The 26,568-nt window shown below is 53.9% G+C and carries 23 protein-coding genes; 10 read left to right on the forward strand and 13 right to left on the reverse strand.

The genetic code is table 11. The features are described 5' to 3' along the window. Positions 1 to 107: 107 nt before the first annotated feature. The 5 genes from ACLL9E_RS01955 (at position 108) to ACLL9E_RS01975 (ending at position 4,919) form a co-directional block, all read left to right on the forward strand. Positions 108 to 1,316, forward strand: coding sequence for a saccharopine dehydrogenase family protein (locus ACLL9E_RS01955; RefSeq protein WP_411290062.1), 1,209 nt, complete (start codon positions 108 to 110; stop codon positions 1,314 to 1,316). A gap of 149 nt (positions 1,317 to 1,465) precedes the next feature. Beyond that, complete coding sequence (locus tag ACLL9E_RS01960) at positions 1,466 to 2,620, forward strand: carboxynorspermidine decarboxylase (RefSeq protein WP_411290063.1); 1,155 nt, start codon at positions 1,466 to 1,468, stop codon at positions 2,618 to 2,620. 127 nt (positions 2,621 to 2,747) lie between these two features. Next, positions 2,748 to 3,965, forward strand: a complete 1,218-nt coding sequence (locus ACLL9E_RS01965) for a type III PLP-dependent enzyme (protein ID WP_411290064.1) — start codon at positions 2,748 to 2,750, stop codon at positions 3,963 to 3,965. A gap of 68 nt (positions 3,966 to 4,033) precedes the next feature. Beyond that, the gene (locus tag ACLL9E_RS01970; RefSeq protein WP_411290065.1) at positions 4,034 to 4,462 is read left to right on the forward strand and encodes an MAPEG family protein; all 429 of its coding nucleotides are present in this window, start codon (positions 4,034 to 4,036) and stop codon (positions 4,460 to 4,462) included. A 13-nt stretch (positions 4,463 to 4,475) separates the two neighbouring features. Further along, a complete protein-coding gene (locus tag ACLL9E_RS01975; RefSeq protein ID WP_411290066.1) occupies positions 4,476 to 4,919 on the forward strand; it encodes an MAPEG family protein in 444 nt (147 codons plus the stop codon). Here ACLL9E_RS01975 and ACLL9E_RS01980 read toward each other — a convergent pair. From ACLL9E_RS01980 to ACLL9E_RS02005, 6 genes are read right to left on the reverse strand one after another with little or no spacing between them, the layout of a single operon-like run. Beyond that, positions 4,916 to 6,115, reverse strand: coding sequence for a class I SAM-dependent RNA methyltransferase (locus ACLL9E_RS01980; protein ID WP_411290067.1), 1,200 nt, complete (start codon positions 6,113 to 6,115; stop codon positions 4,916 to 4,918). The two genes, ACLL9E_RS01975 and ACLL9E_RS01980, sit on opposite strands and share 4 nt — an antisense overlap. Before the next feature lie 30 nt (positions 6,116 to 6,145). Further along, positions 6,146 to 6,538, reverse strand: a complete 393-nt coding sequence (locus ACLL9E_RS01985) for a hypothetical protein (protein ID WP_411290068.1) — start codon at positions 6,536 to 6,538, stop codon at positions 6,146 to 6,148. A 16-nt stretch (positions 6,539 to 6,554) separates the two neighbouring features. Next, positions 6,555 to 8,276, reverse strand: a complete 1,722-nt coding sequence (ilvD, locus tag ACLL9E_RS01990) for a dihydroxy-acid dehydratase (protein ID WP_411290069.1) — start codon at positions 8,274 to 8,276, stop codon at positions 6,555 to 6,557. 35 nt (positions 8,277 to 8,311) lie between these two features. Continuing rightward, positions 8,312 to 9,049, reverse strand: a complete 738-nt coding sequence (locus tag ACLL9E_RS01995) for an N-formylglutamate amidohydrolase (protein WP_411290070.1) — start codon at positions 9,047 to 9,049, stop codon at positions 8,312 to 8,314. Next, entirely contained in the window at positions 9,046 to 9,873 is an 828-nt protein-coding gene (locus ACLL9E_RS02000; protein WP_411290071.1) for a 4-(cytidine 5'-diphospho)-2-C-methyl-D-erythritol kinase, read from the reverse strand. The genes ACLL9E_RS01995 and ACLL9E_RS02000 overlap by 4 nt, the downstream gene beginning before the upstream one ends. Positions 9,874 to 9,916: 43 nt before the next feature. After that, a complete protein-coding gene (locus ACLL9E_RS02005; RefSeq protein WP_411290072.1) occupies positions 9,917 to 11,557 on the reverse strand; it encodes an electron transfer flavoprotein-ubiquinone oxidoreductase in 1,641 nt (546 codons plus the stop codon). A gap of 114 nt (positions 11,558 to 11,671) precedes the next feature. Here ACLL9E_RS02005 and ACLL9E_RS02010 point away from each other — a divergent pair, with 114 nt between their 5' ends. The 4 genes from ACLL9E_RS02010 to ACLL9E_RS02025 are packed head-to-tail and all read left to right on the forward strand — an operon-like array spanning position 11,672 to position 15,826. After that, positions 11,672 to 12,430 (forward strand): uracil-DNA glycosylase family protein, encoded by a 759-nt coding sequence (locus tag ACLL9E_RS02010; protein WP_411290073.1) that lies wholly within the window; start codon positions 11,672 to 11,674, stop codon positions 12,428 to 12,430. Continuing rightward, a complete protein-coding gene (locus ACLL9E_RS02015) occupies positions 12,427 to 14,181 on the forward strand; it encodes a lytic transglycosylase domain-containing protein (protein ID WP_411290074.1) in 1,755 nt (584 codons plus the stop codon). Before ACLL9E_RS02010 ends, ACLL9E_RS02015 begins: the two co-directional genes overlap by 4 nt. Beyond that, a complete protein-coding gene (moaB, locus tag ACLL9E_RS02020; RefSeq protein ID WP_411290075.1) occupies positions 14,168 to 14,695 on the forward strand; it encodes a molybdenum cofactor biosynthesis protein B in 528 nt (175 codons plus the stop codon). Before ACLL9E_RS02015 ends, moaB begins: the two co-directional genes overlap by 14 nt. 42 nt (positions 14,696 to 14,737) lie before the next feature. Next, positions 14,738 to 15,826 carry a PA0069 family radical SAM protein gene (locus ACLL9E_RS02025; RefSeq protein ID WP_411290076.1) on the forward strand — a complete coding sequence of 363 codons (1,089 nt, stop codon included), beginning with the start codon at positions 14,738 to 14,740 and terminating at the stop codon, positions 15,824 to 15,826. Here the strand turns inward: ACLL9E_RS02025 and ACLL9E_RS02030 are convergent. From ACLL9E_RS02030 to ACLL9E_RS02055, 6 genes are all read right to left on the reverse strand, one after another. Then, positions 15,823 to 16,260: a DUF1330 domain-containing protein gene (locus tag ACLL9E_RS02030; RefSeq protein WP_411290077.1), complete on the reverse strand. Its 438-nt coding sequence runs from the start codon at positions 16,258 to 16,260 to the stop codon at positions 15,823 to 15,825. The two genes, ACLL9E_RS02025 and ACLL9E_RS02030, sit on opposite strands and share 4 nt — an antisense overlap. Before the next feature lie 3 nt (positions 16,261 to 16,263). Beyond that, complete coding sequence (locus ACLL9E_RS02035) at positions 16,264 to 17,862, reverse strand: long-chain fatty acid--CoA ligase (protein ID WP_411290148.1); 1,599 nt, start codon at positions 17,860 to 17,862, stop codon at positions 16,264 to 16,266. 68 nt (positions 17,863 to 17,930) lie between these two features. Then, positions 17,931 to 21,407 (reverse strand): DNA polymerase III subunit alpha, encoded by a 3,477-nt coding sequence (gene dnaE / locus ACLL9E_RS02040; protein ID WP_411290078.1) that lies wholly within the window; start codon positions 21,405 to 21,407, stop codon positions 17,931 to 17,933. A 62-nt stretch (positions 21,408 to 21,469) separates the two neighbouring features. Then, positions 21,470 to 21,958: a glutathione peroxidase gene (locus ACLL9E_RS02045; RefSeq protein WP_411290079.1), complete on the reverse strand. Its 489-nt coding sequence runs from the start codon at positions 21,956 to 21,958 to the stop codon at positions 21,470 to 21,472. Between the two features lie 16 nt (positions 21,959 to 21,974). Continuing rightward, positions 21,975 to 22,646: an ABC transporter ATP-binding protein gene (locus ACLL9E_RS02050; protein ID WP_411290080.1), complete on the reverse strand. Its 672-nt coding sequence runs from the start codon at positions 22,644 to 22,646 to the stop codon at positions 21,975 to 21,977. Beyond that, on the reverse strand, positions 22,639 to 23,889 hold the full coding sequence (locus ACLL9E_RS02055; RefSeq protein ID WP_411290081.1) for a lipoprotein-releasing ABC transporter permease subunit: 1,251 nt from the start codon (positions 23,887 to 23,889) through the stop codon (positions 22,639 to 22,641). Before ACLL9E_RS02055 ends, ACLL9E_RS02050 begins: the two co-directional genes overlap by 8 nt. 450 nt (positions 23,890 to 24,339) lie before the next feature. Here ACLL9E_RS02055 and ACLL9E_RS02060 point away from each other — a divergent pair, with 450 nt between their 5' ends. Beyond that, positions 24,340 to 24,825 (forward strand): Hsp20 family protein, encoded by a 486-nt coding sequence (locus tag ACLL9E_RS02060; protein ID WP_411290082.1) that lies wholly within the window; start codon positions 24,340 to 24,342, stop codon positions 24,823 to 24,825. Positions 24,826 to 24,903: 78 nt separating this feature from the next. Here the strand turns inward: ACLL9E_RS02060 and ACLL9E_RS02065 are convergent, their stop codons facing one another. Beyond that, complete coding sequence (locus ACLL9E_RS02065; protein WP_411290083.1) at positions 24,904 to 26,538, reverse strand: CTP synthase; 1,635 nt, start codon at positions 26,536 to 26,538, stop codon at positions 24,904 to 24,906. Positions 26,539 to 26,568 lie beyond the last annotated feature (30 nt).

Below are 26,568 nucleotides of genomic sequence, written 5' to 3' on the forward strand. Positions count from 1 at the left end.
ACGCCTTCATGTGTTGGCGTTCTGCTGGCTGCAGCCAATTCTTGTCCTGTCATAAAAGGCCCCTATATGCGTGCGCTGAACGAATCTCTGATAAGAGGAAACTACAGATGAGCAAGATATTGGTAATTGGCGCAGGCGGCGTCGGATCGGTTGCTGTCCACAAGATGGCCATGAACCCAGATATCTTCAGCCATATCAGTCTCGCCAGTCGGACCAAATCCAAATGTGACGCCATTGCTGTCTCCGTCAAGGAACGCACGGGCGTTGCTATAGACACCTACAGTCTTGATGCCGATGACGTTTCTGCCACGACGGCATTGCTGAACGAGATGAAGCCAAGCTTGGTCGTGAACCTCGCGCTCCCTTATCAGGATCTCAACATCATGGACGCCTGCCTTGCTGCTGGCGTGCATTATATGGACACCGCGAACTATGAGCCGCTGGATGTCGCAAAATTCGAATATCATTGGCAGTGGGCCTATCAGGATCGCTATAAGGACGCAGGCCTTACAGCCTTGCTGGGTTCGGGTTTCGATCCCGGCGTCACAAGCGTGTTCACGACGTATCTGAAAAAGCATTATTTCGACCGTATCGACACGCTCGACATATTGGATTGCAATGGCGGTGACCATGGCCAGGCTTTTGCCACCAACTTCAACCCCGAAATCAACATCCGCGAAGTTACCGCAGTCGCAAGGCACTGGGAAAATGATGCGTGGGTCGAAACGCCAGCCATGTCCGTCAAGCAAAGCTTCGACTTTGAAGCGGTCGGCCCGAAGAACATGTACCTGATGTACCATGAGGAAATCGAAAGCCTCAAGACCCATTTGCCCGAAATCAAGCGCATCCGTTTCTGGATGACCTTCGGCGATGCCTATATTACCCACCTCAACGTGCTTCAGGCGGTGGGTATGACCCGCATTGACCCGGTCATGTATGAAGGCAAGGAAATCGTTCCTTTGCAATTCCTCAAAGCGGTTTTGCCTGAGCCGGCCTCACTTGGCCCGACCACGAAGGGTAAGACCAACATCGGCTGCATCGCAACTGGTCTTGGCAAGGACGGCAAGGAAAAGACACTCTACATCTACAACATCTGCGACCATGAAGAAGCATATGCCGAGACTGGCAATCAGGCGGTGAGCTACACCACAGGCGTGCCAGCAATGATTGGCGCTGCGATGTTGGTGACGGGCACATGGTCCGGCGCTGGAGTATGGAATATCGAGCAGTTCGATCCCGACCCGTTCATGGACATGCTCAACAAATACGGGCTGCCTTGGCAGGTGAAAGAATTGGACGGGCCGCTGGCGTTTTAGTTTCGGATGGCAGTGCAATATTTAAGATCGTCACCCTGAACTGGTTTCAGGGTCCATTTATCCTCTCTCTCCTTCGGTCTCTTTGACACGATGGATGCTGAAACAAGTTCAGCATGACGTCGGTGGGGAAACAACATGGTGATGACAATATGGAAACCAGAGCAGGCGATCCTGGGGCATTTGCCCAATTTGACCTTCAGCGCGTCCCCTCGCCTGCATTCGTGGTCGACGAGGTCGCATTGCGGCGAAATTTGGCCATATTGGCGGATGTACGTGACAGGTCTGGCGCCAAGGTCCTGTGTGCAATGAAGGCGTTTTCCATGTGGAAAGTTGCGCCCATTATCGGCGAATATCTTGATGGCGTTTGCAGTTCCGGCTTGTGGGAATCCCGTCTTGCTCGCGATTATTACCAAGGAGAGATTGCGACCTATTGCGCTGGCTATAAAGAGGCCGATATGGCCGAAATTGTCGACATATCCGATCATATTATATTCAACAGCCCGCATCAGCACCGCCGTTTTGCGTCTTTCCTGAATGATAGTGTCGATGTCGGCCTTCGCCTCAATCCTGAACATGCCGAAGGCGAGGTGCCAAAATATGACCCCTGCTCGGCAGGGTCGCGGCTCGGCTTTCCTGTAAGCCAGCTGGAACCTGCACATCTCCACGGCGTATCCGGACTGCATTTCCACACCTTGTGCGAGCAGGACTTCGAACCGCTCAAGCGGACATGGGAAGCACTCATGCCCCAGATTGCGCCCTATTTCGGGCAACTGCGCTGGCTTAACTTCGGTGGTGGCCACCACATCACCCGTGCCGATTATCAACGCGATGAACTTGTGGCGTTCATTCAAGAGGTTCGTGCTGAAACTGGTCTGGACGTATATATCGAGCCGGGCGAAGCCATCGCTCTTGATGCCGGTATTTTGATTGGCGAATTACTCGACATATTCAAAAACGGAATACTCGTCGGTATTACGGACATCAGCGCAACCTGCCATATGCCCGACGTCATCGAAGCCCCGTACCGCCCTGCCATGCTTGGTGAGCGTCAAGACGGCCCTGTGGTGCGTCTGGGAGGGCCATCATGCCTTGCAGGAGACATTATCGGCGATTACCGACTTCCTGTCGCTGCAGAGCCGGGAGCGCGCTTTGCGTTTCTTGACCAGGCGCATTACTCGATGGTGAAAACCAATACCTTTAACGGCGTTCCGCTACCTTCATTGTGGCTATGGAACAGCGACACTGACGCGCTTGAATGTGTCCGTTCGTTCGATTGGACCGAGTTTCGCGACCGCCTCAGCTAAAATACCAACGAATCGCTTTACATTCCCCCCCTGTTCTCATAATGCGCACATCCGCTGCCCCAGGGGGACTTCCAATAACCGCAAGGCAGCCTTGTTGTTTCAATTTATCTTTTGGGGGTCCCTTGAATTGTACGAGAACACTGACGCACTTGCTGTAGTCCGCGCCCTCCGCCCGGACGAACCAATCACGCTCTTACGCCCGCATGCTGCTACGCGCGCCGCTCGTTTCTTCGTTGAGAAGTTTCAGGGTAAATCGCTGTATGCTGTCAAAGCAAACCCTTCACCTGCATTGCTCGAGACTTTGTGGGAAGCTGGCATTACGCATTATGACGTCGCCTCGTTAGGCGAAGTCCGGTTGGTGCATAAATTTTTGCCTGAAGCGAAAATGTGCTTCATGCATCCGGTAAAAAGTGAGCGCGCAATCGCTCAGGCTTATCACAACCACAATGTCCGCACCTTCAGCCTCGACAGCCATGAAGAGTTGGACAAGATCATGCGCGCTACTGCCACCGATGGCGTTGCGGCAACGGATCTTGAGTTGTGCGTGCGCATCCGTGTGTCGTCCGAACATGCAAAGTTGAGCCTTGCATCGAAGTTTGGTGCCGATCCTTCGGAAGTTGCCGACCTGCTCGTCGCAACGCGCCAGGTTGCTGACAGCCTGGGCATTTGCTTCCACGTAGGGAGCCAGGCAATGACACCTACCGCTTATGCCGAAGCCATGGAGCATGTCCGTGCCGCGATCGTCGAAGCATCGGTCACCGTCGACATTGTTGACGTTGGCGGCGGCTTCCCTTCGGTATATCCGGGCATGGAGCCTCCTGCGCTTGAGGGCTATTTCGACGTCATCCATAATTGTTTCGAAGATCTGCCGATCAGCTATTCTGCTGAGCTTTGGTGCGAGCCGGGCCGCGCATTGTGTGCCGAATATGCCTCTTTGCTTGTGAAGGTTGAGAAGCGTCGCGGGCAAGAATTGTTTATTAACGATGGGGCTTATGGTTCGTTGTTCGATGCCGCGCACATCGGCTGGCGCTTCCCTGTGGCGCTTCAAAGGTCGGACACGTCAATTGGGACCCAGATGGCTGAGTTTAGCTTCTACGGCCCTACCTGCGATGATATGGACCATATGGCGGGGCCCTTTGTCTTGCCGGACGATGTCCAGGCTGGAGATTATATCGAAGTGGGCATGCTCGGCGCGTATGGCTGCGCCATGCGGACTGAATTTAATGGCTTTGGCGAAACCGACAATTTGGTTGTTGAGGATGAACCGATGGCCACCCTCTATGGCTGGGCTCCGGCCAATGACGCCGGTGTTCGCGCACGCCGGTCGCTAAGTTCCAAAATATAAGTTGGAATTGACAATTTATCTGAGGTGCACCACCCTCCCCATCTCATAAGACGGGGAGGGTTTTTTACATGAATACGCCAATTTTGGCGCCAGCGGCCGCGCTGGTTGTCTGGTCACTAATCATGCTGTTCTGGATGGCGGGCACACGGCTTCCCGCCATGTCAAAAATCGGCATGGACCTGAAAAGCGCTGCACCGGGTGGACGCGGACAAGACATTGATCCCAATGTACCACCTTCTGTCGCTTGGAAATCCCACAATTACGCGCATCTCATGGAGCAGCCAACGATATTTTACGCCACGATCATGATCCTGGCAATCACTGGCGGCGCTTCGGACCTGTCGGTCTATCTGGCATGGGGCTACACCATCTTGCGCATTATCCACAGCATTTGGCAGGCAACGGTGAATACCGTCAGCATCCGATTTGTGTTCTTCCTGTTATCGACCACTTGCTTGACCATACTGGCGGTACAGGCGTTACTTGCAACTATCTGAGGGGGTAGAAATTATGGAAAGTGCTATTTTAGGGCCAGTCGTTGCACTGGGCGCTTGGACGATGGTTATCTGGATTTGGATGTACGCCACGCGTATACCCGCCATGGGCCGCGCGGGCATTGATGCCACCAACATTGTTGGCTCGAACGGCGGCAGCCTACGCGAGGTTCTCATTGCCAAGGGTGAGGAGAGAGCGTCTTGGGTTGCTGACAATTACAACCACTTACACGAAGCACCTACGGTTTTTTATGCAATATGCCTCGTGCTGGCTATGGTTGGCCAAGGTGACAATTTGAATGCAACGATCGCTTGGGTTTATGTCGTCTTACGGATCGCACACAGCTTGGTTCAGATTTTCTCGAATCGCGTTGTCGTGCGCTTCGGATTGTTCGCCTTGTCGTCGCTTGCGCTCATCATGCTAACGGTTCACGCCGTGATGTCGGTGCTTTTATACTAACGGCTGAAGTGTCCGACGAGCTCGATATGGGTTGACCAGCGGAACTGCCCCACGGGCCAGATCCGCTTCAACCGGTATCCCGCAGCGACCAGAGTTTTGGCGTCACGCGCAAAGCTGGCTGGATTGCAGCTGACATAGGCAATGCTTGGAACGTTGGACGCGGCGAGCTGGGCAACCTGTTCTTTTGCACCAGCGCGTGGTGGGTCAAGAACGACAGTCTGGAACTTGTTCAGCTCTTCGGGTGCAAGCGGTCGCCTGAACAAGTCGCGATGTTCGGCGAATATCGTCCGCCCACTTCGGCCCGCCGCGGCCTTTAACGCTAGATTGGCTTGAAGGTCCGCTTCACCTGCATAAATTTTGCGTCCTGCGCCCATTGATAACGCAAATGTGCCCGAACCAGCGAACAGATCCGCCACGATCGTATCGCTGCCCACAATCTCATTTACAGCGCGCACTAAGGCAGCTTCACCGTCCACGGTAGCTTGAAGAAAGCCATAAGGCTGATACCCCACCGCAACCCCACCAAGCGTTACTGTGACGGGTTCAGGCTCGTAAAAAGGCACAGGCCCATAGCCTTCATCGAGAGACAATCGCGCAAGCCCGTGTTTTTTGGCAAATTCCGACAGTGTCTCATGCGTGTCGAGATCGTTAGCGATCCAGTTTTCAATCAGGACGTCAATGCCTTGGTCAACAACGGCCAATTTGATCTGAACCTGACGGGCACGATTGAGCCGGGGCTCAAGCAAAGTGCGTAATGGAGCAAGCAAAGAAAAAAGTTCCGGCGCCATGACGTCACATTGTCGCAAGTCTATGATACGGTGACTTTTTTCAGTGCTGAAACCCAGTTGAAATTGTTTGCCCGCCCAAGCTGAGCGAACCGCAATACGGCGGCGTGTCTTTGGCGGCGACAGATGAACTGGCATGACCTCACCAATTTCCACCTGCTGCGTCGCCAGCGCGTGAGTCACGCGTTCGGCTATGAACAGGCGGAGGCTATCTTCGTCCAGATGCTGCAATTGGCAGCCCCCGCATAAAGGGAAATGCTGGCACGGCGGGATTGCGTGGTGGGGTCCATGTATGAGACCACCCGACGGTTCGACAATGTCGCCGGGTGCAGCGAGCGCGACATAGCGGCCGTTTGCAGTGACTCCATCGCCACGCGCGGCAACCCTGATGATCTCTTCTGACATTTCCATACCGCCCCATGCCCTTGAAGGGGCAAGCAATCAACTGGCGTCTTTGGGCTTGTCCGGGCTGTCGGCCGCATCACTGCCTTTGATCAAAGCTGGCAGGCGATATCTGTCGTCTCCTGACTCCACTGCGATCATGTCGTTATCCAGCAAACTTATGTGCGTTTCGTCAAAGCCGTCGGCAGGCGCGAGACCGCGTCCATCGGTTAAAATATTAAAGCGCCGAAATCCGCCATCGGGATGTCGAATAACCAACATGACATCACCGTTCGCGCTGATCTGTTCGGTTGAGCAGACCCGTTCAAAGCTGTCCGAACCGGCCAGCGCACATGCAACTTTGCCATTGCTTGCAGCCTGTGTCGGTTCGTCTTCGTCTGGCGCAGGAGAGCCGGCATCGCTGCCACATCCTGACAAGCCAGCAAAAAACATCGCCGATGCAATAAGTCTAAATGTCGGCGTACACATGAGTTTCGGCAGCGCCCCCGGGATGCGTGACAGCACCTTTATAGGCAGGTCCAACATTTTGCGCATAGCGCCATATTGCGCCAGACTGATAGTCAGTTTGTCGCGGTTTCCAATTTTTACGCCTATCTTCAAGTATTTGACGGTCAACATTCAAATCGATTACACCAATTTCAGCGTCAATCATGATTTCATCGCCGTCCTCGATTAAAGCAATCGGGCCGCCGTCGGCAGCCTCCGGGCCAACATGGCCAATGCAAAAGCCGCGCGTTGCGCCTGAGAAACGTCCATCCGTGATAAGCGCGACCTTCTCGCCCATGCCCTGCCCATAAAGTGCTGCAGTGGTCGAAAGCATTTCACGCATGCCGGGACCGCCCTTTGGCCCTTCGTAGCGGATAACGATGACCGACCCCTCGCGGATTTGACGTGCCTCAACCGCTGCAAAGCAATCTTCCTCGCAATCGAAAACTTGAGCTGGACCAGTGAATGTCAATCGGTCCATGCCAGCAACTTTAACAATCGCTCCATCGGGGGCGAGAGAACCGCGCAGGCCGACAACCCCGCCGGTGGGCGTGATGGGCGCGGTTGCGGGATAAATGACCTTTTGATCAGGGTTCCATGTTATTTGATCGATGTTCTCACCGAGTGTTTTACCGGTGACGGTCATGCACTCTCCATGGAGCAACCCTTCCCCAAGCAACGACTTCATCAGCATATACACGCCACCTGCGTCATACATGTCCCGCGCGACATATTGGCCGCCGGGCTGGAGGTCAGCCATATACGGCGTTGTCTTGAACGCTTCGGCAACGTCGAACAAATCAAAGCTGATTCCTGCCTCATGCGCCATCGCTGGCAAATGCAGCGCGCCATTGGTTGATCCCCCTGTCGCGGCAACAATTCTTGCAGCGTTAACAAAGGCTTCACGCGTACAGATGTCACGTGGCCTGATGTTTCGCGCAAGCAATTCCATGACCTGAACACCCGCCGCGTGCGCGATTTGATCGCGCGTCGAATATGGCGCAGGTGCCATATTGCTGTTGGGCATTGATAACCCGATGGCTTCACCCACACAGGCCATCGTATTGGCGGTGTATTGGCCGCCACAGGCGCCATGGCCCGGACACGCCACACGCTCAAGCTCTTCAAGTTCTGACAAGGGACATGCGCCCGCTGCGTATTTACCGACGATTTCAAAAACGTCTTTTACCGTTACGTCCTTATTATTGTACCTGCCCGGCAAGATAGACCCACCATATACGAATATGGATGGCACATTGAGACGCAGCATCGCCATCATCATCCCTGGCAACGATTTGTCACATCCCGCAAAACCGACGAGCGCGTCGTAACAATGGCCGCGCACCGAAAGCTCGACTGAGTCAGCAATGACCTCGCGGCTGACGAGAGAGGACTTCATGCCTTGATGTCCCATGGCAATGCCGTCGGTCACAGTGATCGTGTTGAAACGACGCGGCATCCCGCCACCTTGTTCGACGCCCAGTCGCGCGATATCGGCCTGGGCATCCAACGTAGTGTTGCAGGGTGCGCTGTCATTGCCTGCTGATACGACGCCAACAAATGGCCGCGCGATTTCTTCAGCCGTCAGCCCCATCGCATAATAATAGCTGCGATGCGGCGCGCGTTCAGGCCCGACAGACACGTGGCGGCTTGGCAATTTGGATTTGTCGAACTTGTTTGGCATATGGAACTCCGTTTAGAGCCGCGCTTTAAGCTACTTTATGTTATTAAGCCAAGATGTTCCGAAACAAAATTGCACATGTTAATCAACACACGCGCATATCTTGCTTGGCCCTCGAGTGAAGCAGACAAATCTTGGCGCATCTCAATGCCTATATAGGGAATTTTATTGGCCTCTGCATGGCGGTTCATCGTCGCATTCAGTACTTTCCCGGAATAAGGGAGTTGGTCGCCAACAAGATATCCAGCGTCCTCCAAAAACGGAATCGCTATTTTTGAGGGCGTTTCTTGCTCGTTGTACAACACCCCGACTTCCCAAGGTCGTGCTTCATTTGGTTTGCTGTCCAAGGCCGGTGTAAAGCTGTGGAGAGACAAAATCAGCGCCGGGCGGTGTGAGGCTAGCAGTTGCTGCAAATGCTCGTGATAGGGCTTGTGGAAGCGTTCCAGCCTAATTTCTTTTTCCATTGGGCTGAGGGCGTTGTCAGGGATAGGCATGCCATCACTCTCGACCGGGATTGCTGCAGGATCATGCGCGTCACGGTTCAGGTCGACAACCAATCGTGAATAGCCGCCCAGAAACGCTGCAAACTTGTCGTCCTTGGCAATTAAGCGCGCAACGGGAGCGACGCCAATGTCCCATGCAACATGCGCCTCGAGAGATGCTCGATCGATACCGAGGTTTATATCGTTTGGAACGCGGTTCGAGGCGTGGTCGCCAATGATAAGGAAGCCGCCTTTGCTCGGTGACCCCAATATTTCAAACGGAGCGTCGCTCATCGTAACATACTGGCCATCGACCACCATTGCGGGTCTAGTGTCGCCCTTGAAACCTCAAGGGCCGCCGCGTCATCAAACAAGGCAAAGCAGGTTGCGCCAGAGCCCGACATGCGCACAAGCGCAGGACTCGCCTGCGACAGCCGATCCAATATTTCGGTGATGGCGGGACATATCGCGGCAGCCAATGGCTCAAGGTCGTTTCGGCCATTCAGAGCAGCTTCCCAGATGTTTCCGGACGCTAAGGGACCGCCATCGACGCCATCCCACGCTTTGAAAATCGCAGCAGTGGAGACCGACTGAAGCGGGTTAACCAGCAAAAGATGCCGCGCAGTTATTGGGCTGTCGTCCAGCAATTCGAGCAAAGTGCCGGTGCCGGTACCGAAGCTTGGACGGCTGAAGATACAGGCGGGTATGTCGGCCCCCAATAAAGCGAGGATGTCCGACAGTTCTTGCTCGGTTGCGTTAAGACCCCAGAGCCGGCATAAAAGGCGCGCTGTAGCGGCTGCGTCTGCCGATCCGCCACCAATGCCAGAAGCAACAGGAAGACGTTTGTCTAGGCGCAGTTTCGCCCCTTGCTTTACCCCAAAACGTGACTTCAGCCGGAGTGCGGTTTGCATGACAAGATTATTGTCATCTGCCTCAAGTAAATGCCCAAATGGACCTTCAATTGCCAAACTCAATGTTTCCGACAGGCTTGCGTGCAGAATGTCTCCATCCTGCGCAAATGAAAACAGTGTCTCAATTTCGTGATAGCCATCATCTCGCCGCCGCCGGACATGCAGGGCAAGGTTGATCTTCGCGAAGGCGACCTCAGATTGATCCACGATTAGCCTTTCGTCCCCATCAGCAACGCCAATGCCGCCTCGCTCACATGTTGGGATAATTTGGTCCGCCGCCACCTTCTGGCGTCACCCAGTTGATATTCTGGTTCGGGTCCTTGATATCGCACGTTTTGCAATGGACGCAGTTTTGGGCGTTGATCTGGTAACGCGGGTCTTTGCCTTCTTCTTCAATCCACTCATAGACGCCGGCGGGGCAATAGCGCGTCGATGGCCCTGCAAAGTCCATGAACTCGCTGGTCTTTTGCAAGTCCATGTCCTTGACCTGCAAATGGATCGGCTGATCTTCGGCATGGTTGGTGTTTGACAAAAATACTGACGACAATCGGTCGAAGCTGAACACGCCGTCGGGTTTTGGATATTCGATGCGGTGCACCGCTTCTTTGCGCTTGAGCGCCTTGTGGTCGGGATGATGCTTCATCGTGAATGGCATCCGCAGGCCAAAGTTTTCAAGCCACATGTTTACGCCCGCAAGCATCGTTCCAAAAACATTGCCATATTTTTCGACCAGCGGAAGAACGTTGCGGACAAGCCGCAGCTCCTTGTAAATCCAGCTGTTTTCATAAGCGGTTTGATAAGCGGTGAGCGCATCATGTTCCCGACCAGCAGCCAGCGCTTCCACAACCGCGTCCGCGGCCAACATGCCTGACTTCATTGCAGTGTGCGTACCTTTAATGCGGGGCACGTTTACAAAGCCAGCAGAACAACCAATGAGCGCACCGCCCGGGAACGCCAGTTTGGGAACCGATTGCCAGCCACCGTCGCTTATGGCCCGCGCGCCATACGAAACACGGCGGCCACCTTGGAGGACCTTCTTGACCTCGGGATGGGTTTTCCAACGCTGGAATTCTTCAAATGGCGACAAATAAGGATTGGAATAATTAAGCCAGACGACAAAACCCAAGGCGACTTGATTATTCGCGTGATGATATAGAAACGCGCCGCCATTGGCATCCGTCAAGGGCCAGCCTTGGCTATGAATGACTCGGCCAGCAGAGTGCTGCTCAGGTGGAATATCCCACAATTCCTTGAGACCAATGCCATAAACTTGCGGCTCGCAATCCTTATCAAGTGCAAATTGCGGCTTCAGCAGCTTCGTAAGATGGCCCCGCACACCTTCGGCAAAAAAGGTGTATTTGGCATGCAATTCCATGCCTGGCATGTAATCCGCCTTATGGCTGCCGTCGCGGGCAATACCCATGTCGCCAGTTGCGACACCCCGCACCGAACCATCTTCATTGTAGAGTATCTCTGCCGCGGAAAAGCCCGGAAAGATTTCAACGCCGAGATTTTCTGCTTGCCCCGCCAACCAGCGGCACAGATTGCCAAGCGATCCGGTGTAGGTGCCCTTATTGTGCATGAAACCCGGGGTAATAAAATGCGGCATGTTGAATTTACCGGTCTTGGTCAGGATCCAGTGCTGGTTGTCCTTCACTGGAGTATCGGCAAGCGAACAGCCCATGTTGCGCCAATCGGGCAACAGTTCATCCAGAGCCTTTGGGTCAATGACCGCACCTGACAGGATATGCGCGCCAACCTCGGAGCCTTTTTCGAGAATGCATACGCTGGTATCGGGCGATTGTTGTTTTATGCGGATCGCCGCCGAAAGTCCTGCTGGCCCGGCGCCAACAATAACAACGTCATAGGGCATCGACTCGCGTTCACTCATTGCCTTTATCCTTTACCCGGCATCAAATTCCGGCCATCCCGATATATGAACAGCCTGTGGAAATTGCCATGCCAAGCAATTGACCCCGCCGTCAACAAGTGACTGAAGGGATTTATGGAGGAACGGGGAGAAACTGGTGCATTTGCCGTTGTGGAGTCGTTCACTGGCTGGTGGGAACTGGCGGGTGTAGACTCCGCCGTCGGTGAAAGTGCAATCAACTGGCTTTCAGACGACGTCACTGCCAACGCCTCTCGCCCACCTGTTGAGTCAGCGATTGCCAGCAAACAGCCCGAACAGGTAGAAACGCCCACAATTGCGTGGCCATCGGACATCACGACCTTGTGCGAAATGGTCGTCAATGGGGCTCCCCTGCCCGGCAATAATTTTGGGCCTGTGCGCACAGCACCCATTGGCCCGCTAAACCCTGAAGTGATGGTCATTTCGGATATTCCAGACATTTGGGTTGGAAATGAAGCCAACACGCCGACATCGGCAAATACAATTCTGTTACGCCGGATGATGGTCGCGATCGGGATCGATCTAACGCAATGCTATTGTTCCTGGCTTGCGAGCAGTATGCCATCAACTGGTGAAGTCCCCGACCAATCCTTACCAGAACTCGCAGATTTTATGCGCCACCAGATTAAACTGGTGCGTCCCAAATCTATTGTCATACTCGGCTCGGCTGCTTGCCAGGCACTGTTGGGCGAACAACTGATGAATGCGCGTACCCAGTTACGCAATGTTAACCATGATGGCCGCAATATGACCGCCTTGACGACATTCCATCCGCGAACTCTGATCGCGCGGCCCGCCATGAAGGCGCAAGCGTGGAGAGATTTGCAGATGTTTGCACAAAGGGTGGCCGAATGAACATCATTGCGAACAAGTTGAAATGGTTGGCTCTCGCTTTTGCAATGTCGCCTTGTTCGGCAGCTTTTGCAAATACCAGCGAAGCTTTCAGCGCGCTTATACCTGCGCAACCGGCGCCAACGGTATTAAATGCAAAAGAGAAAAGCGAATTTGCAGCGATTTACAGCGCAATTCAAACATCAAAATGGGACGAAGCAGCGCGTCTTATTGACGCAGCACCCCAAGGACCGATGTCGGCAATGGCGCGCGCTGAGCTGTACGTTGCGCCGAGCAGCCCCAAGGTTGAAGCAAGCCAGCTTCAAGCATTGTTAGAGTCGGCACCATATCTGCCCCAAGCCGAACAACTTGCAACCATGGCGCGCAAGCGTGGCGCCGAATTACTTCCCGAGCGGCCCGGAATTCGGCGCTTTTCGTGGCTGGGCGGCGCACCCAAAAGGGATCTGCCAAAAAATATGGCCAGCGAAGACATTCGCGCCGAACTGCAAATCTTCATCAAAAACGACCAACCGTCAGCCGCCGAACAATTATTGGAAAGCAAGGCGGCGGAACTTTCTCCCGAAGCATTGACTGAATTGCGTTACCGCGTGGCATGGTCCTATTACATCGAAAATGACGATGCATCCGCAAATCGTGTTGCAGCATCGGCTAGGGTACATGGCGGCGACTGGGGTACTCAAGCAGCCTGGGTAGTTGGCCTCGCGTCGTGGCGAACACAGCAATATGCTGCCGCCTATGAAGCATTTGATTATGTCTCGCGTATGGCGGCAAATGACGATTTGAAAGCTGCCGGTTTATTTTGGGGCGCGCGCGCAGCGACGGCTTCAAAGCAACCGCAACATGTGCAAGCCAAGCTGCAAACAGCTGCGCAACTGCCCGAAACCTTCTACGGCCTTCTCGCGAGTGAAACGCTTGGTGTAGAGTCAATTGACCGTAAGGCGGCGAAAGTGTCCAAACTAGATTGGGCAAGTTTGAAAGCCGAGCAGAATGCTACGCTTGCAGTTGCGCTGTCAGAAATTGGCCAGACCAAGCTTGCAGACGAGGCATTGCGTCATCAGGCACGCATCGGCGATGCCCGGCAGCATTCAAATCTGGCACAACTGGCCGGATCGTTGAATCTCGCATCTACTCAGTTCTGGCTTGGCCATTATGGTCCGTCAGGCGACTACAGTAATGCGATGGCGCGCTATCCCATGCCAAATTGGCAGCCAACCGGTGGCTGGCGGGTCACGCCTGCGCTGGTTTATGCCCACGCCTTGCAAGAATCCAACTTCCGCACGGACGTGGTTAGCCCCGCTGGCGCACGTGGCCTCATGCAGGTGCGGCCCGGAACGGCGCAGGATATGGCACGTGCACGTGGCGCTGCCTTCACGGCATCCGAACTCGATAGGCCAGCAGTAAATTTGGAATATGGGCAATCATATCTGGAAAAATTGCGTGACCTTCCGGCTACCGGTGGCTTGCTTCCAAAGGTCATTGCCGCTTACAACGCTGGCCCGACGCCGCTCACCCGCTGGAATAGCGAAGTCCGTGACAACGGTGACCCGTTGTTATTCATTGAATCGATCCCTTATTGGGAAACCCGCGGATACGTATCGATTATCCTGCGCAATTACTGGATCTACGAGATGCGGGAAAACAAGGCGTCGGGAAGCCTGAAAGGCCTGGCTCAATATCTATGGCCGAAATTTCCCGATGCCAATGGTGTCGTAACGGCACGCCGTGCCACAGGAGGCGCAATTGCCGCTCGATGAAACCATAAAATTCAAGGCTGTAAACATCGCTTTGCTGACAGTTTCGGATACCCGTGGCTTGGAGGATGACAGCAGCGGCAATATCTTGGCAGAGCGCATTGTATCTGCAGGGCATAAAATCTGCGAGCGTGCCATTCTACGCGATGATACAGCCATGATCACTGCCCGACTGCATAACTGGATTGATGACGATAAAATCGATGTTGTTATTTCTACGGGAGGTACAGGGCTGACTGGTCGTGACGTTACGCCCGAAGCGCTTGACCGCGTAAAGACAAAGGAAATTCCGGGTTTTGGCGAACTGTTTCGTTGGCTAAGCTACGCGAGCATCGGCACATCGACAATCCAGTCACGCGCGTGCGCGGTGCTGGCGCGTGGGACATATATCTTTGCGCTTCCCGGGTCTAATGGTGCGGTGAAGGACGGTTGGGACCAGATCTTGGTCCACCAGCTCGACAACCGCCATCGGCCATGTAATTTTGTCGAACTGATGCCGCGTTTGCGCGAGCTGTAGTTTGTTCTTTATTTGTTCCTGCGATTATGGCACTGATGTTGTGTGCAGAACAGCAATCATCATGATGTAACAAAGGGCCGAGGCGCGCCAGACAACATCGTGCCGACCCGCTTCAATTTGCATGAGCGTATAACGGATGTTGACTGGCTGGATTCACGCGACGAGTTGGATGGCGGTCGTCCGTTATTGAAAACAACGGTGACGGAGGAATTTGCCAAGTCCATTTTGTCTTTCAATAACTCGCCTGACATTCCTTTCGATCGTTCCGTTAATGCCTATCGCGGATGCGAGCATGGCTGTGTATATTGCTTTGCAAGACCAACACATGCGTATCATGACTTGTCACCCGGTCTAGATTTCGAAAGCCGCCTTTTTGCAAAACCAAACGCTGCCGACATCCTTCGCAAAACGCTGGCTAAGCCCGGCTATCGCCCGGCGACCATCGCGATTGGGACAAATACCGATCCTTATCAACCCATTGAACGTACCTACCGGATTACGCGATCCATATTAGCGCTCATGGTTGAAACGCTGCACCCAATAGTTGTGACGACAAAATCAGCACGGGTGATTGATGATATAGACCTGCTTTCGCAACTTGCGGCCAAGCAGCTGACTGGCGTTGCGATATCGGTGACGTCTTTGGACGCAAAGCTTGCGCGGACGCTTGAGCCAAGGGCTTCATCGCCGATGACGAGGCTGGCGGCCGTTCGCAGATTGGCGGATGCCGGCATATATGTTCACGTCAATATCTCGCCCATTATTCCTGCGGTCACGGACCATGAGATTGAAGCGATTGCCGCTGCCGCAGCCGAACATGGCGCATCAAGCATCAGCTGGATTCCAATCCGTCTGCCCCATGAGGTGGCACCTCTATTCCGCAACTGGCTCGACGTCCATTTCCCCGACCGCGCGACCAAGGTCATGAACCTCATTCGCGAAATGCGCGGCGGGAAAGACAATGATGCTGAGTTTTTTACGCGCATGAAAGGACAAGGTCCGTGGGCCGATCTCATTCGCGCTCGAATGAAAATTGCCAAAAAACGTCACGGATTGGACAGTTCCAAGTGGAATGTCCGAAGCGACCTGTTTGTGCCACCAAATCTAGATGGCCAGCTGAGCTTATTTTAAGCGAATTCGGAACCGTTGGTTTCCAGTGGATTGAATCGTATCAGGCGACTTGTCTGCACAGCAGCTTGGCGATTTATCACTGCCGATTGATATTCGGGATCAGTCACCATTTCCAAAAACGCAGCACTGTTGGGATAATAAGCAATGAATGCAGAATCCCAGTACCTTGCTTCCGGACCAATAACCATCGCCTCCATATGGCCGCGCCAGATTATGCCGCCACCGACGCGCGCAAAAATCGGGCCACTGGTCTTGCCATATTCCTGATAGGCGCGCTCGCCGCTCCATTGTTGGGAAGCGTTGGGATGACTGGCGGGGTAATTTGCGGCCAAATTAAACTTTAACAGGTTGAGCATGTTAATGGGCACATCGCGCGGCAGCGATTTAAACAGGTCAAATGCCGCGCGACTTGGATCAATATAGCCGTCGTCCATCGCTTAATCCTCCAGAACAAAGTCCTTAAACTGCTCGCGAAGCGCCACTTTCTGAATTTTGCCTGTTCCCGTATGCGGCAATTCGTCCACAAAAAGCACGCGGTCTGGCATCCACCATTTAACGATACGTTCGGCCAAATATGCCTTCACCATCGCTTCGTCTACATCGGCCCCCGGCTTTTTCACGGCAACCAAGACAGGCCGCTCATCCCATTTTGGATGTGCTATCCCGATGGCACCTGCCTCTGCGATGCCAGGGCATCCAACAGCAATATTCTCCAATTCAACCGAGCTAATCCATTCGCCGCCGGACTTGATGACATCCTTTACGCGATCCGTAATTTGCATGGTGCCGTCCGGATGGAGAACCGAAACGTCGCCGGTATCAAACCACTGATCGGTATCAACGGCATCTACCTCGGCCTTAAAATAACGCTTGATGACCCAAGGGCCGCGAATTTGTAAAGCACCCGATGTTACGCCATCGCGGGGTGCAACATTACCGTCCTTGTCGATGACGCGCAATTCAACGCCAAATGGCGTGCGACCTTGTTTGCAAACCACGTCGATCTGCTCGTCGAGCGTCAACTCGTCCCAATTCGGCGTTGGTGCCCCCATTGTGCCAATCGGCGACGTCTCGGTCATTCCCCAAGCGTGGGAAACGCGTACACCTGACTTCATAAGTCGATCAATCATCGCGCGCGGCGCAGCCGATCCGCCTATCGTTACGAGCCGCAACTTACCAAGCGACGCGTCCCGACCTGCGGCAGCCTCGGCGTCCAGATGTGCAAACATCGCTAACCAAACCGTCGGCACCCCTGCACTGTGCGTAACACCCTCTTGCAGCATCAGGCCATGCAAGGTTGCGGCATCATTGGTGGTGGAAAACACAAATTTGACACCTGCCGCAGCGCCGGCAAAGGGCAGGCCCCAGCTTGCGGCGTGGAACATAGGAACGATCGGCAACAAAGCTGCCTGCGGACTCAGGTCAAAAATGGCAGGAGCAATCTCGGCCATTGCATGCAACATTGTCGAACGGTGCTGGTACAACACGCCTTTAGGGTTGCCGGTCGTCCCGCTGGTATAGCACAGCATGCATGCGTCGCGCTCGTCGCCTGTCGCCCATTCATAGTTGCCATCTTGAGCCGCAACCAAGGCTCCGTAGCTATCGTCGCGATCAAAAACGACATAATGTTCGACAGTTGTAAGGTGCGGCTTCAGACGGTCGATGATTGGCTGGAACATTGCATCATACATCACCACCTTATCTTCGGCGTGGTTCATGATGTAGATCAGGTCCTCGTCGAACAGCCGCACGTTGACCGTGTGGATGACTCCGCCAAAGCCAATTGCGCCATACCAAGCCGCAAGATGACGGTGATGGTTCATTGCAAAGGTTGCGACCCGATCACCTTTTTGCAGGCCAAGCCCTGCAAATGCCTGCGATAATTTGCGCGCCTCAGTAGCAACCGCCGACCAGTTGGTTCTTTCGATGCTGCCGTCAGTCCAACGCGTGACGATTTCTCGCGTACCGTGTTCGCGCGCTGCGTAATCAATCAAATGCGAAACCCGAAGGTCCCAATCTTGCATCGTGCCCTGCATCAAAATCTCTCCCACAGATTGCGCCGCCATATTATCGACGCCTATATTTATCCACGCATGATCGCGGTTTAGTGCACTAATGCCAAAACCGGACCCAATGGCGCAAGCTCAACATTCTCGATGCCTTCAATTGCCCGAACCTGGTCAAGTAGAGACGCATCAATCCGGTAGCGCCGTCCAAGGACAATATGGACCCAACGCCCATCTGCCGCCCGTGTTTTGATTACCAGTTCGCTTTTGCCACCATTGAGCGGCTCAACCATTGCTGCAAGTCTGGCCAGAGCGGCTTCATGGGTAACATTCAACTGCATTTTCAGGCGAGAAACGCTCGTCAGACTGCTGAGCGGCTTTGCACTTTTCACCGTAAAGCTTGGCGCTTCGTCGCCCGGGCGCATATCCATTTCGCAATGCAGTAAAAGACACTCCGCATCCTTCGCCCATTCGGCAAGCTGACTGACGACAGCCTCATCAAAACATCGCACCGAAAACTGGCCACTATTGTCCGAAAAATCGGCAATCATGAAACGCTTTCCCTTGCGCGATTCACGCCAACGCACCCCTTCAATTAGCGCCGACATCGTTGCCGCGCGCCGAACGCCCTCGGGTATCGGACCGCTCTCAAGCCATATAGCATACGGTTTGGCACCATGGCTCGCAGCCAACGCATCATATTGCGAACATGGGTGGGCCGAGAAATAGAACCCAAAGGCGTCCTTTTCCTGACTCATCTGTTCGCCGGGCGCCCAGTGAAGATTTTTGTCGATGCGAAGCGCGGCCATGTCTGACGCGCCTTCGCCAAACAATCCGCCCTGCCCGCTTTCGCGTGAATCGCGGGCCGACTGCGCCGCAGACAGAAGCGTTTCGGCGGCGGCATGGACTGCGGCGCGGTTCAGCTCAAGCCCATCAAAGGAGCCTGCTGCCGCGAGATTTTCCAAGCTTCGCCGATTGATTTGTCCCGGGTCAACACGATTGGCAAAATCATCCAGGCTTTTAAATGGCCCTGCTGCCACGCGCTCGGCGACAAGTATCTCCATTGCCCGCTCACCGACATTTTTGATACCACCCAGCGCATAACGCACCGCGTGTTCGCCATGTACATTGGTCTCGACGGTAAATTCGGCTTCGCTGCGATTGATGTCAGGCGGAAGGCAATTGCAATCAAGCCGGCGCATATCATCAATGAACGTCGCAAGCTTGTCGGTCTGATGCATGTCGAAACACATGGATGCTGCATAAAATTCTTCAGGATGGTGCGTTTTCAACCACGCGGTCTGATAAGCCAAAACAGCATAAGCCGCCGCATGGCTCTTGTTGAAACCATAGCCTGCAAATTTGTCGATCAGGTCGAACAATTCGTTCGCGCGGTTCGGCGAAATGGCGTGCGCGGCGCAGCCACTGACAAACCGCTCGCGTTGCGCATCCATTTCAGACTGGATTTTTTTGCCCATCGCGCGGCGAAGCAAATCGGCTTCACCCAGACTATAGCCAGCAAGAATTTGCGCTGCTTGCATGACCTGTTCCTGGTAAACAAATATCCCATATGTCTCGTTAAGCACTGGCTCAAGTAACGGGTGGGGGTACTCGATGCTCTCCTCCCCATTTTTGCGGCGGCCGAACATTGGAATATTGTCCATCGGCCCGGGCCGATAGAGCGACACGAGCGCGATAATGTCTCCAAAATTGGTTGGCTTTACGGCGGCAAGTGTGCGGCGCATGCCTTCGGACTCCAGCTGAAACACGCCCACAGTGTCGCCGCGCTGAAGCAATTCATACACTGCGGGGTCATCATGTGGCAGCAGGTCGAGATTGATCTCCACCCCGCGTTTAGCGAGCATCTGGCTGCCTTTTTGCAGCACGGATAATGTCTTCAGCCCCAAAAAGTCGAACTTCACAAGGCCAGCGCTTTCGACATATTTCATGTCGAACTGAGTCACCGGCATATCTGAACGTGGATCGCGATACAGAGGCGCAAGTTCCGACAGTTCACGGTCACCAATGACCACTCCCGCGGCGTGTGTTGAACTGTGGCGCGGCAGGCCTTCCAGCTTCATCGCGAGATCGAACAGACGTTTGACCTGCGCATCGCGGCGATATTCTTCGCGCAACTCTGCGACGCCGGACAGCGCGCGTTTCAAATCCCAAGGGTCGGCAGGCAGATTTGGCACCTGCTTACAAAGCCTGTCGACTTGGCCGTAGCTCATTTGCAAGACCCGTCCCATGTCACGCAGGACCGCGCGCGCCTTCAGTTTTCCAAAGGTTATGATTTGCGCGACCTGACGAGACCCATATTTTTTCTGCACATAGCGAATGACTTCGCCGCGCCGTGTTTCACAAAAGTCGATATCGAAGTCAGGCATGGACACACGATCCGGGTTCAAAAACCGTTCGAACAGCAAACCCAATTTGATGGGATCGAGATCGGTAATCGTCAGAGACCAAGCGACGAGCGACCCTGCGCCAGAACCACGCCCCGGACCTACGGCGATATCCTGTTCCTTCGCCCATTTGATGAAATCAGCAACGATCAGGAAATAACCCGAAAATCCCATCGTGCAGATGACATCAGCTTCAAACTTCAGGCGGTCAAAATAGACCTGCTGCTCTGCAGGGTCAGTGATTCCGGCGATATTAAGCCGCTGTTCAAGCCCAAGCAGCGAATCATCTCGCAACTGCGCGTCTTCCGCGGTCCGGTCGCCAGCAAGGCTTGGCAATATCGGGTTTCGGTATGGCGCAAGAGCTGCGCAGCGTTGGGCGATGACAAGTGTGTTCGCGAGCGCTTCAGGCAGGTCTGCAAACAGTTCAGCCATCTGGCGCCCTGTCTTGATCCATGTATCCCGGCTGCTTCTTCGGCGATCCTCGCTTTCGATATAGGCCCCGTCGGAAATGCACAGCATGGCGTCATGGGCTTCAAAGAAATCGGGTTCCGCAAAGAACGCTGGATTTGTGGCAACCAATGGAATGTCGCGGGCATAAGCAAAGTCAATGAGCGCATCTTCTGCTGCTGCCTCGATAGCGTCCCCTCTTCGGCTCAATTCGACATATAATCGGTCCGGAAAAAGCGTTTGGAGTTGCGCGAGGTAGTCGGCCGCTGCGTCATATTGTTCTTCGTTCAGCAGCCTCGTCACCGCCCCTTCCGCCCCGCCAGTAAGTGCAAGCAATCCGTCTTTATGCGCCGCCAGCTGCTGCAAAGTGACATGCGCGTCCATATCTTCAGGACGGTCGAGATGCGCCATAGATACCAAACGGCACAGATTGACGTAACCGATGTCATCCTGCGCGAACAAGGGCAGCCAGTCGCGGACAAACTTGCCGTCGCGCGTTGGCCGCTTGATGCCTAGCAATGTGCCGATAATGGGTTGCACACCCTTGGCCTTTGCACCGTCCTGAAATGGCATTACGCCATACAGACCATTGCGGTCACAGATCGCGATAGCCGGAAATCCAAGCTTTTGTGCGGTTTCGCCGATAGCCTTCGGTTCAATTGCGCCCTCTAATATCGTGTAAGCTGAATACACGCGTAAAGGAACGAAAGGTACATAAGCCATTGGCCTATGTTAGTAGGCTGAGCCGATTCGACAAACGAAGTTTTCTGCTTCGCTGTGGACAATCATGCGTTTTCAGCGAGCAGCCGTTCGATATCTTTTGCAAGCGCTTCCGGTTTAACCTGTGGTCCGTGCCTCGCGACGACATTACCCATCCTGTCCACAAGAAATTTGGTGAAATTCCATTTAATTCCGCGTGACCCCATAAGGCCAGCCTGCTGTTGCTTCAGGTAATGCCACAGCGGGTCTTCACCCGTTCCATTGACATCAATTTTAGCCGCAAGCGGAAATGATACATCATATGTCAGCGAACAGAAGTTCTGAATTTCCTGTTCATCGCCAGGCTCTTGCGCGCCAAATTGATTGCAAGGGAATGCGAGTATTTCCAGACCTTGATCCTTATATTGCCGGTATAGAGCCTCAAGCCCCTTATATTGCGGCGTGAACCCACATTTGGAAGCAGTGTTGACGACAAGCAGCACTTTGCCCTTGTGCGTTGCCATTGCTTCGGCCTGGCCGCCCGGCATTTGCACCGAAAAGTCATAGAGTGACATCGACATTCTCCTCTTCTTAGCCCAACTTACCCTCATGCAAACGCACGACGCGATCCATTTTTGCCGCTAACCGTTCGTTATGCGTGGCCACAATGGCAGAAGATCCCTCTTCGCGGACCAACGCCATAAATTCACCCAGCACAATATCGGCGGTATGCTCGTCCAGGTTACCCGTGGGCTCATCCGCAAGCACCAATTTTGGCCGGTTTGCTAAGGCTCTTGCAACAGCAACGCGTTGCTGCTCGCCGCCCGATAGCTTTGACGGGCGATGATGAAGGCGCTCAGATAGGCCAAGCTGCGTCAATAAATAGGTCGCCCGATCAAGTGCAACTTCAGGCGAAGCGTCAGCAATCAATTGCGGCAATATGACGTTCTCTAGCGCGTCAAAGTCCGGCAACAAATGGTGAAACTGATAAACAAAGCCAAGCTTTTGGCGACGAATGTCGGTCTGGCGATCAACCCCTGCTTCACTGACTTCTTCGCCATCGAGTTTGATTGACCCCGAAAACCCGCCCTCCAACAGGCCGACTGCTTGAAGCAAGGTTGATTTGCCCGATCCCGAAGGTCCAAGCAACGCGACGAGTTCACCCTTGCCAATGGCCAGATTGACGCCGCGCAGGACTTCAATAGTCACGTCGCCTTGCTCAAACTGACGGCGGACATCAACCAGTTCCAAGATATCATTCATAGCGCAGCACCTGAACTGGGTCCGTACTGGCGGCTTTCAGCGCCGGATATAGAGTGGCAAGGAAGCTGAATAGCAACGCAAGTCCGCAGATCGCCAATACCTCAATTGGATCGGTACGCGACGGCAACTCGGTCAAAAACCTTATCGAGGGATCCCACAAATTTTGACCTGTGACAAACTGAATGAAGTTCACCACCGACTGTCTGAAATATAAGAAGATCGCTCCCAAAATCATCCCGAGCACGATGCCCGAAGAACCAATCAGCAACCCGACCGTCATAAAGATTTTCAGCAATGATTTGCGCGATGCGCCCATTGTGCGCAAGATTGCAATATCGCGCGTTTTGGCGCGCACCAGCATGATTAGTGATGACAAGATATTGAAAACCGCAACCAACACGATGATCGACAAAACCACGAACATCGCCACTCGCTCCACCGCCAACGCTTCGAATAAAGATGCATTCATGCTCTTCCAGTCTACAATCTGTCCCTTGTTTTCAAGCTTGGGGAGTAAAGGCGCGAGAATTTCATTCACCTTGTCCGGATTTTCGGTCTTAATCTCGATCATGCCGATTTCGTTACCCATCAGCATCAAAAGCTGCGCACGTTCGATGGGCATGATGACAAAGGCCTTGTCATAATCATACACCCCGACCTCGAAAATCGCCGCAACTTCGTAAGAAATCTCACGCGGAACCGTTCCAAATGGTGTTGTCCGACCGGCAGGATTGATGATCGTAACGCTTTGCCCGACCCGAACGCCTAAATTTTGCGCAAGCCGGGAGCCTATGGCGACCTTGTCCTCATCCGCGCTCAGCGCCTTGAGGTCACCGGCAACGGTCTTGCCCTTCAACGTCTCGTTTTTGAGAATGTCCTCCACTGACATTCCGCGGGCCAGAATGGCTTCAACTCTGCCGTTAAACGTGGTGAGCAGTGGCTGTTCAATAAGCGCAGTCGCGTCAGTAACGCCTTCTGTGTTCTTCACATCGCGCAGTATCGTCCGCCAATCCTCCAGACGACCGCCATAGCCCTGAACCACGGCATGACCATTTAAGCCCACGATCTTGTCGAATAATTCGGCCCGGAAACCGTTCATGACGCTCATCACAATGATAAGCGCGGCCACACCCAATGCGACGGCAACCAGACTGATGCTGGCCACGAGAAAAATAAAGCCCTCCCCCTTGCCCGGAAGCAAATAACGCCGCGCCACCATACGCTCATAACGCGACAATATCATGTGCGTGCACTCATCATTAAATTTGGCATTTTGGGGTCTTAAGTCCCCCCAATCGAACTGGCAAGTATTGTTGCAGCGGCGCAACAGCTTTTAAAAAAGCGGTAGGTAGAGTCGAGTTCTATTTGCATTGCAAAGGTCAAAGGATGACAAAGATGTCGAATTCGTCGAGTGCCCATTGTGGCCGATGGTTCAGGGGGAAAAGCAATCCCGCCGGTGGGGACCGGCAGTGGATTGAACTACGCGCTAGCAAAGCCGCAGAGCTAGGCCGTCCGGAATTTCCGGGCGGCCTTGTTTTTCGTTGTACGTCCATTGCATCTGCATTTTTTGGTCTTGCAATTTTTGGGCGGCATCCCAATCTCTCCTAGCGGAGGCCGCGAGGCTCCAAAACGAAGACGCCCTCCGCTGCATTTGCGGGGCGGGCAAACCAAATTGCTTTAAGGAGAATTTGACATGAACCGTTTTGATTTTACACCATATCGCCGCAATACCGTCGGCTTTGACCGCCTGTTCGAACTTCTCGAAACAACAGGTCGCTCGGCGCAGAATGAAAATTATCCACCTTTCAATATCGAGCGTACTGGCGAAAACGACTATAAAGTCACCGTCGCCGTGGCCGGTTTTAAGATGGATGAAATCGACATCATTGCGCAACAGAATTTGTTAATTGTTACCGGCAGCAAACAGGCCGAAGGTAATGACAATCGCGATTTCCTGCACATGGGCATAGCTAGCCGAAACTTTGAACGCCGGTTTCAACTGGCCGATCATATTCATGTTACGGACGCAGAAATGGCCGATGGACTGCTGATCATCAGCTTGGTGCGTGAAGTGCCTGAGGCATTGAAACCGCGCAAGATTGAGATTGGTGCCAAAACTGCGCCAACGGTAATAGAGCACGAGGACGCGCCCAAGAAAAAAGGCCCACGCGCCGCGTAAGTGTTGAAGTTCGGGGCGGGTGACACTTCGTCCGCCCCCTCCGCTTCTGCAATACACTCGGCTCGGAACGAGCCCTAACTACACCAGACGGCTTTGCTTCACCGCTGCCTTCACGAAGCTTGCAAAAAGGGGATGCGGCGCAAACGGCCTAGATTTTAATTCCGGGTGAAACTGTACACCAATAAACCAGGGATGATCGGGCCGTTCGACGATCTCCGGCAGTTCGCCGTCCGGCGACATACCACTGAAGACAAGCCCCCCCTGCTCCAGCGCGTCTTTGTAATGAACATTGACTTCATAACGATGTCGATGGCGTTCGGAAATATTTTGGCTTCCGTAGATGGACGCGACATGGCTATTGCCGTCCAACACGGCATCATAGGCACCCAGGCGCATCGTGCCGCCCATGTCTCCACCTGTTTCGCGTTTCTGAATACCCTCTTGGCTCATCCATTCGGTAATGATGCCGACCACAGGCTCGCTCGTTGCGCCGAACTCGGTACTTGAGGCTGCGGCAATCGCAGCGGTGTTGCGAGCGCCCTCAATACAAGCCATTTGCATTCCCAGACAAATACCGAAAAAGGGCACGTGCCGCTCACGTGCAAATTTTACTGCAGCAATTTTACCTTCCGATCCACGCTCACCAAATCCGCCGGGGACCAAGATTGCGTCCATTGGTTCGAGTGCCGCAGCGATGTCATGTTCGGATTGTTCAAAAAGCTCTGCATCAAGCCATTTCACATTGACCTTTACGCGGTTGGAAAGGCCGCCATGCGTCAAAGCCTCGTTGAGCGATTTATATGCGTCCGCGAGCCCAACATATTTGCCCACTACACCAATCGTAACTTCACCCTCGGGGTTAGATTGACGGTCAATAATATCGTCCCAGCGGCCAAGATCAGGCTCGCCGTCCGACTCTAGCCCAAACGCACGCAGCACTTCATTATCAAGTCCCTCAGCATGATATTGCAATGGTACGGAATAGATACTCTTCGCATCTAGCGCAGGAATGACTGCCTCTTTGCGCACATTGCAAAACGCGGCAATTTTGGCCCGCTCGGTTTCCGGGAGCGGGTGTTCGCAGCGGCACAGCAATACGTCTGGCTGAATACCAAGAGACGTCAACTCGCGGACGCTGTGCTGGGTTGGCTTAGTCTTCAACTCACCCGCAGCAGCGATATACGGCACCAGAGTAACATGCACGGACAACGTACGTTCGCGCCCGAGCTCGTTTCGTAGCTGCCGAATGGCTTCAATGAAAGGTAAAGATTCGATATCGCCCACCGTGCCACCGATTTCGCACAGGACGAAATCCATGTCCTGAGTCTCTGCCTTGGCAAATTCCTTGATGGCATCGGTGACATGCGGGATTACTTGAACCGTTGCGCCCAGATAGTCGCCACGTCGTTCCTTCTGAATGATATTCTGGTAAATCCGTCCGGACGTAATGTTATCGGACTGCCGCGCTGATACGCCCGTAAAGCGTTCATAATGACCAAGATCAAGGTCAGTTTCGGCGCCATCGTCCGTCACATATACTTCGCCATGCTGATATGGCGACATGGTGCCAGGATCAACATTGAGATAGGGGTCGAATTTCCGGATGCGTACGCGGTACCCGCGCGCCTGCAAAAGGGCAGCAAGCGATGCTGCCATAAGACCTTTGCCAAGCGAGGAGACCACGCCACCGGTGATAAAAATGAACCGTGTCATGGGAGAAAAGGCCTAGACTATTCTTCCCAT

Source organism: Sphingorhabdus sp. (assembly GCF_046596595.1).
Taxonomy (GTDB): domain Bacteria; phylum Pseudomonadota; class Alphaproteobacteria; order Sphingomonadales; family Sphingomonadaceae; genus Sphingorhabdus_B.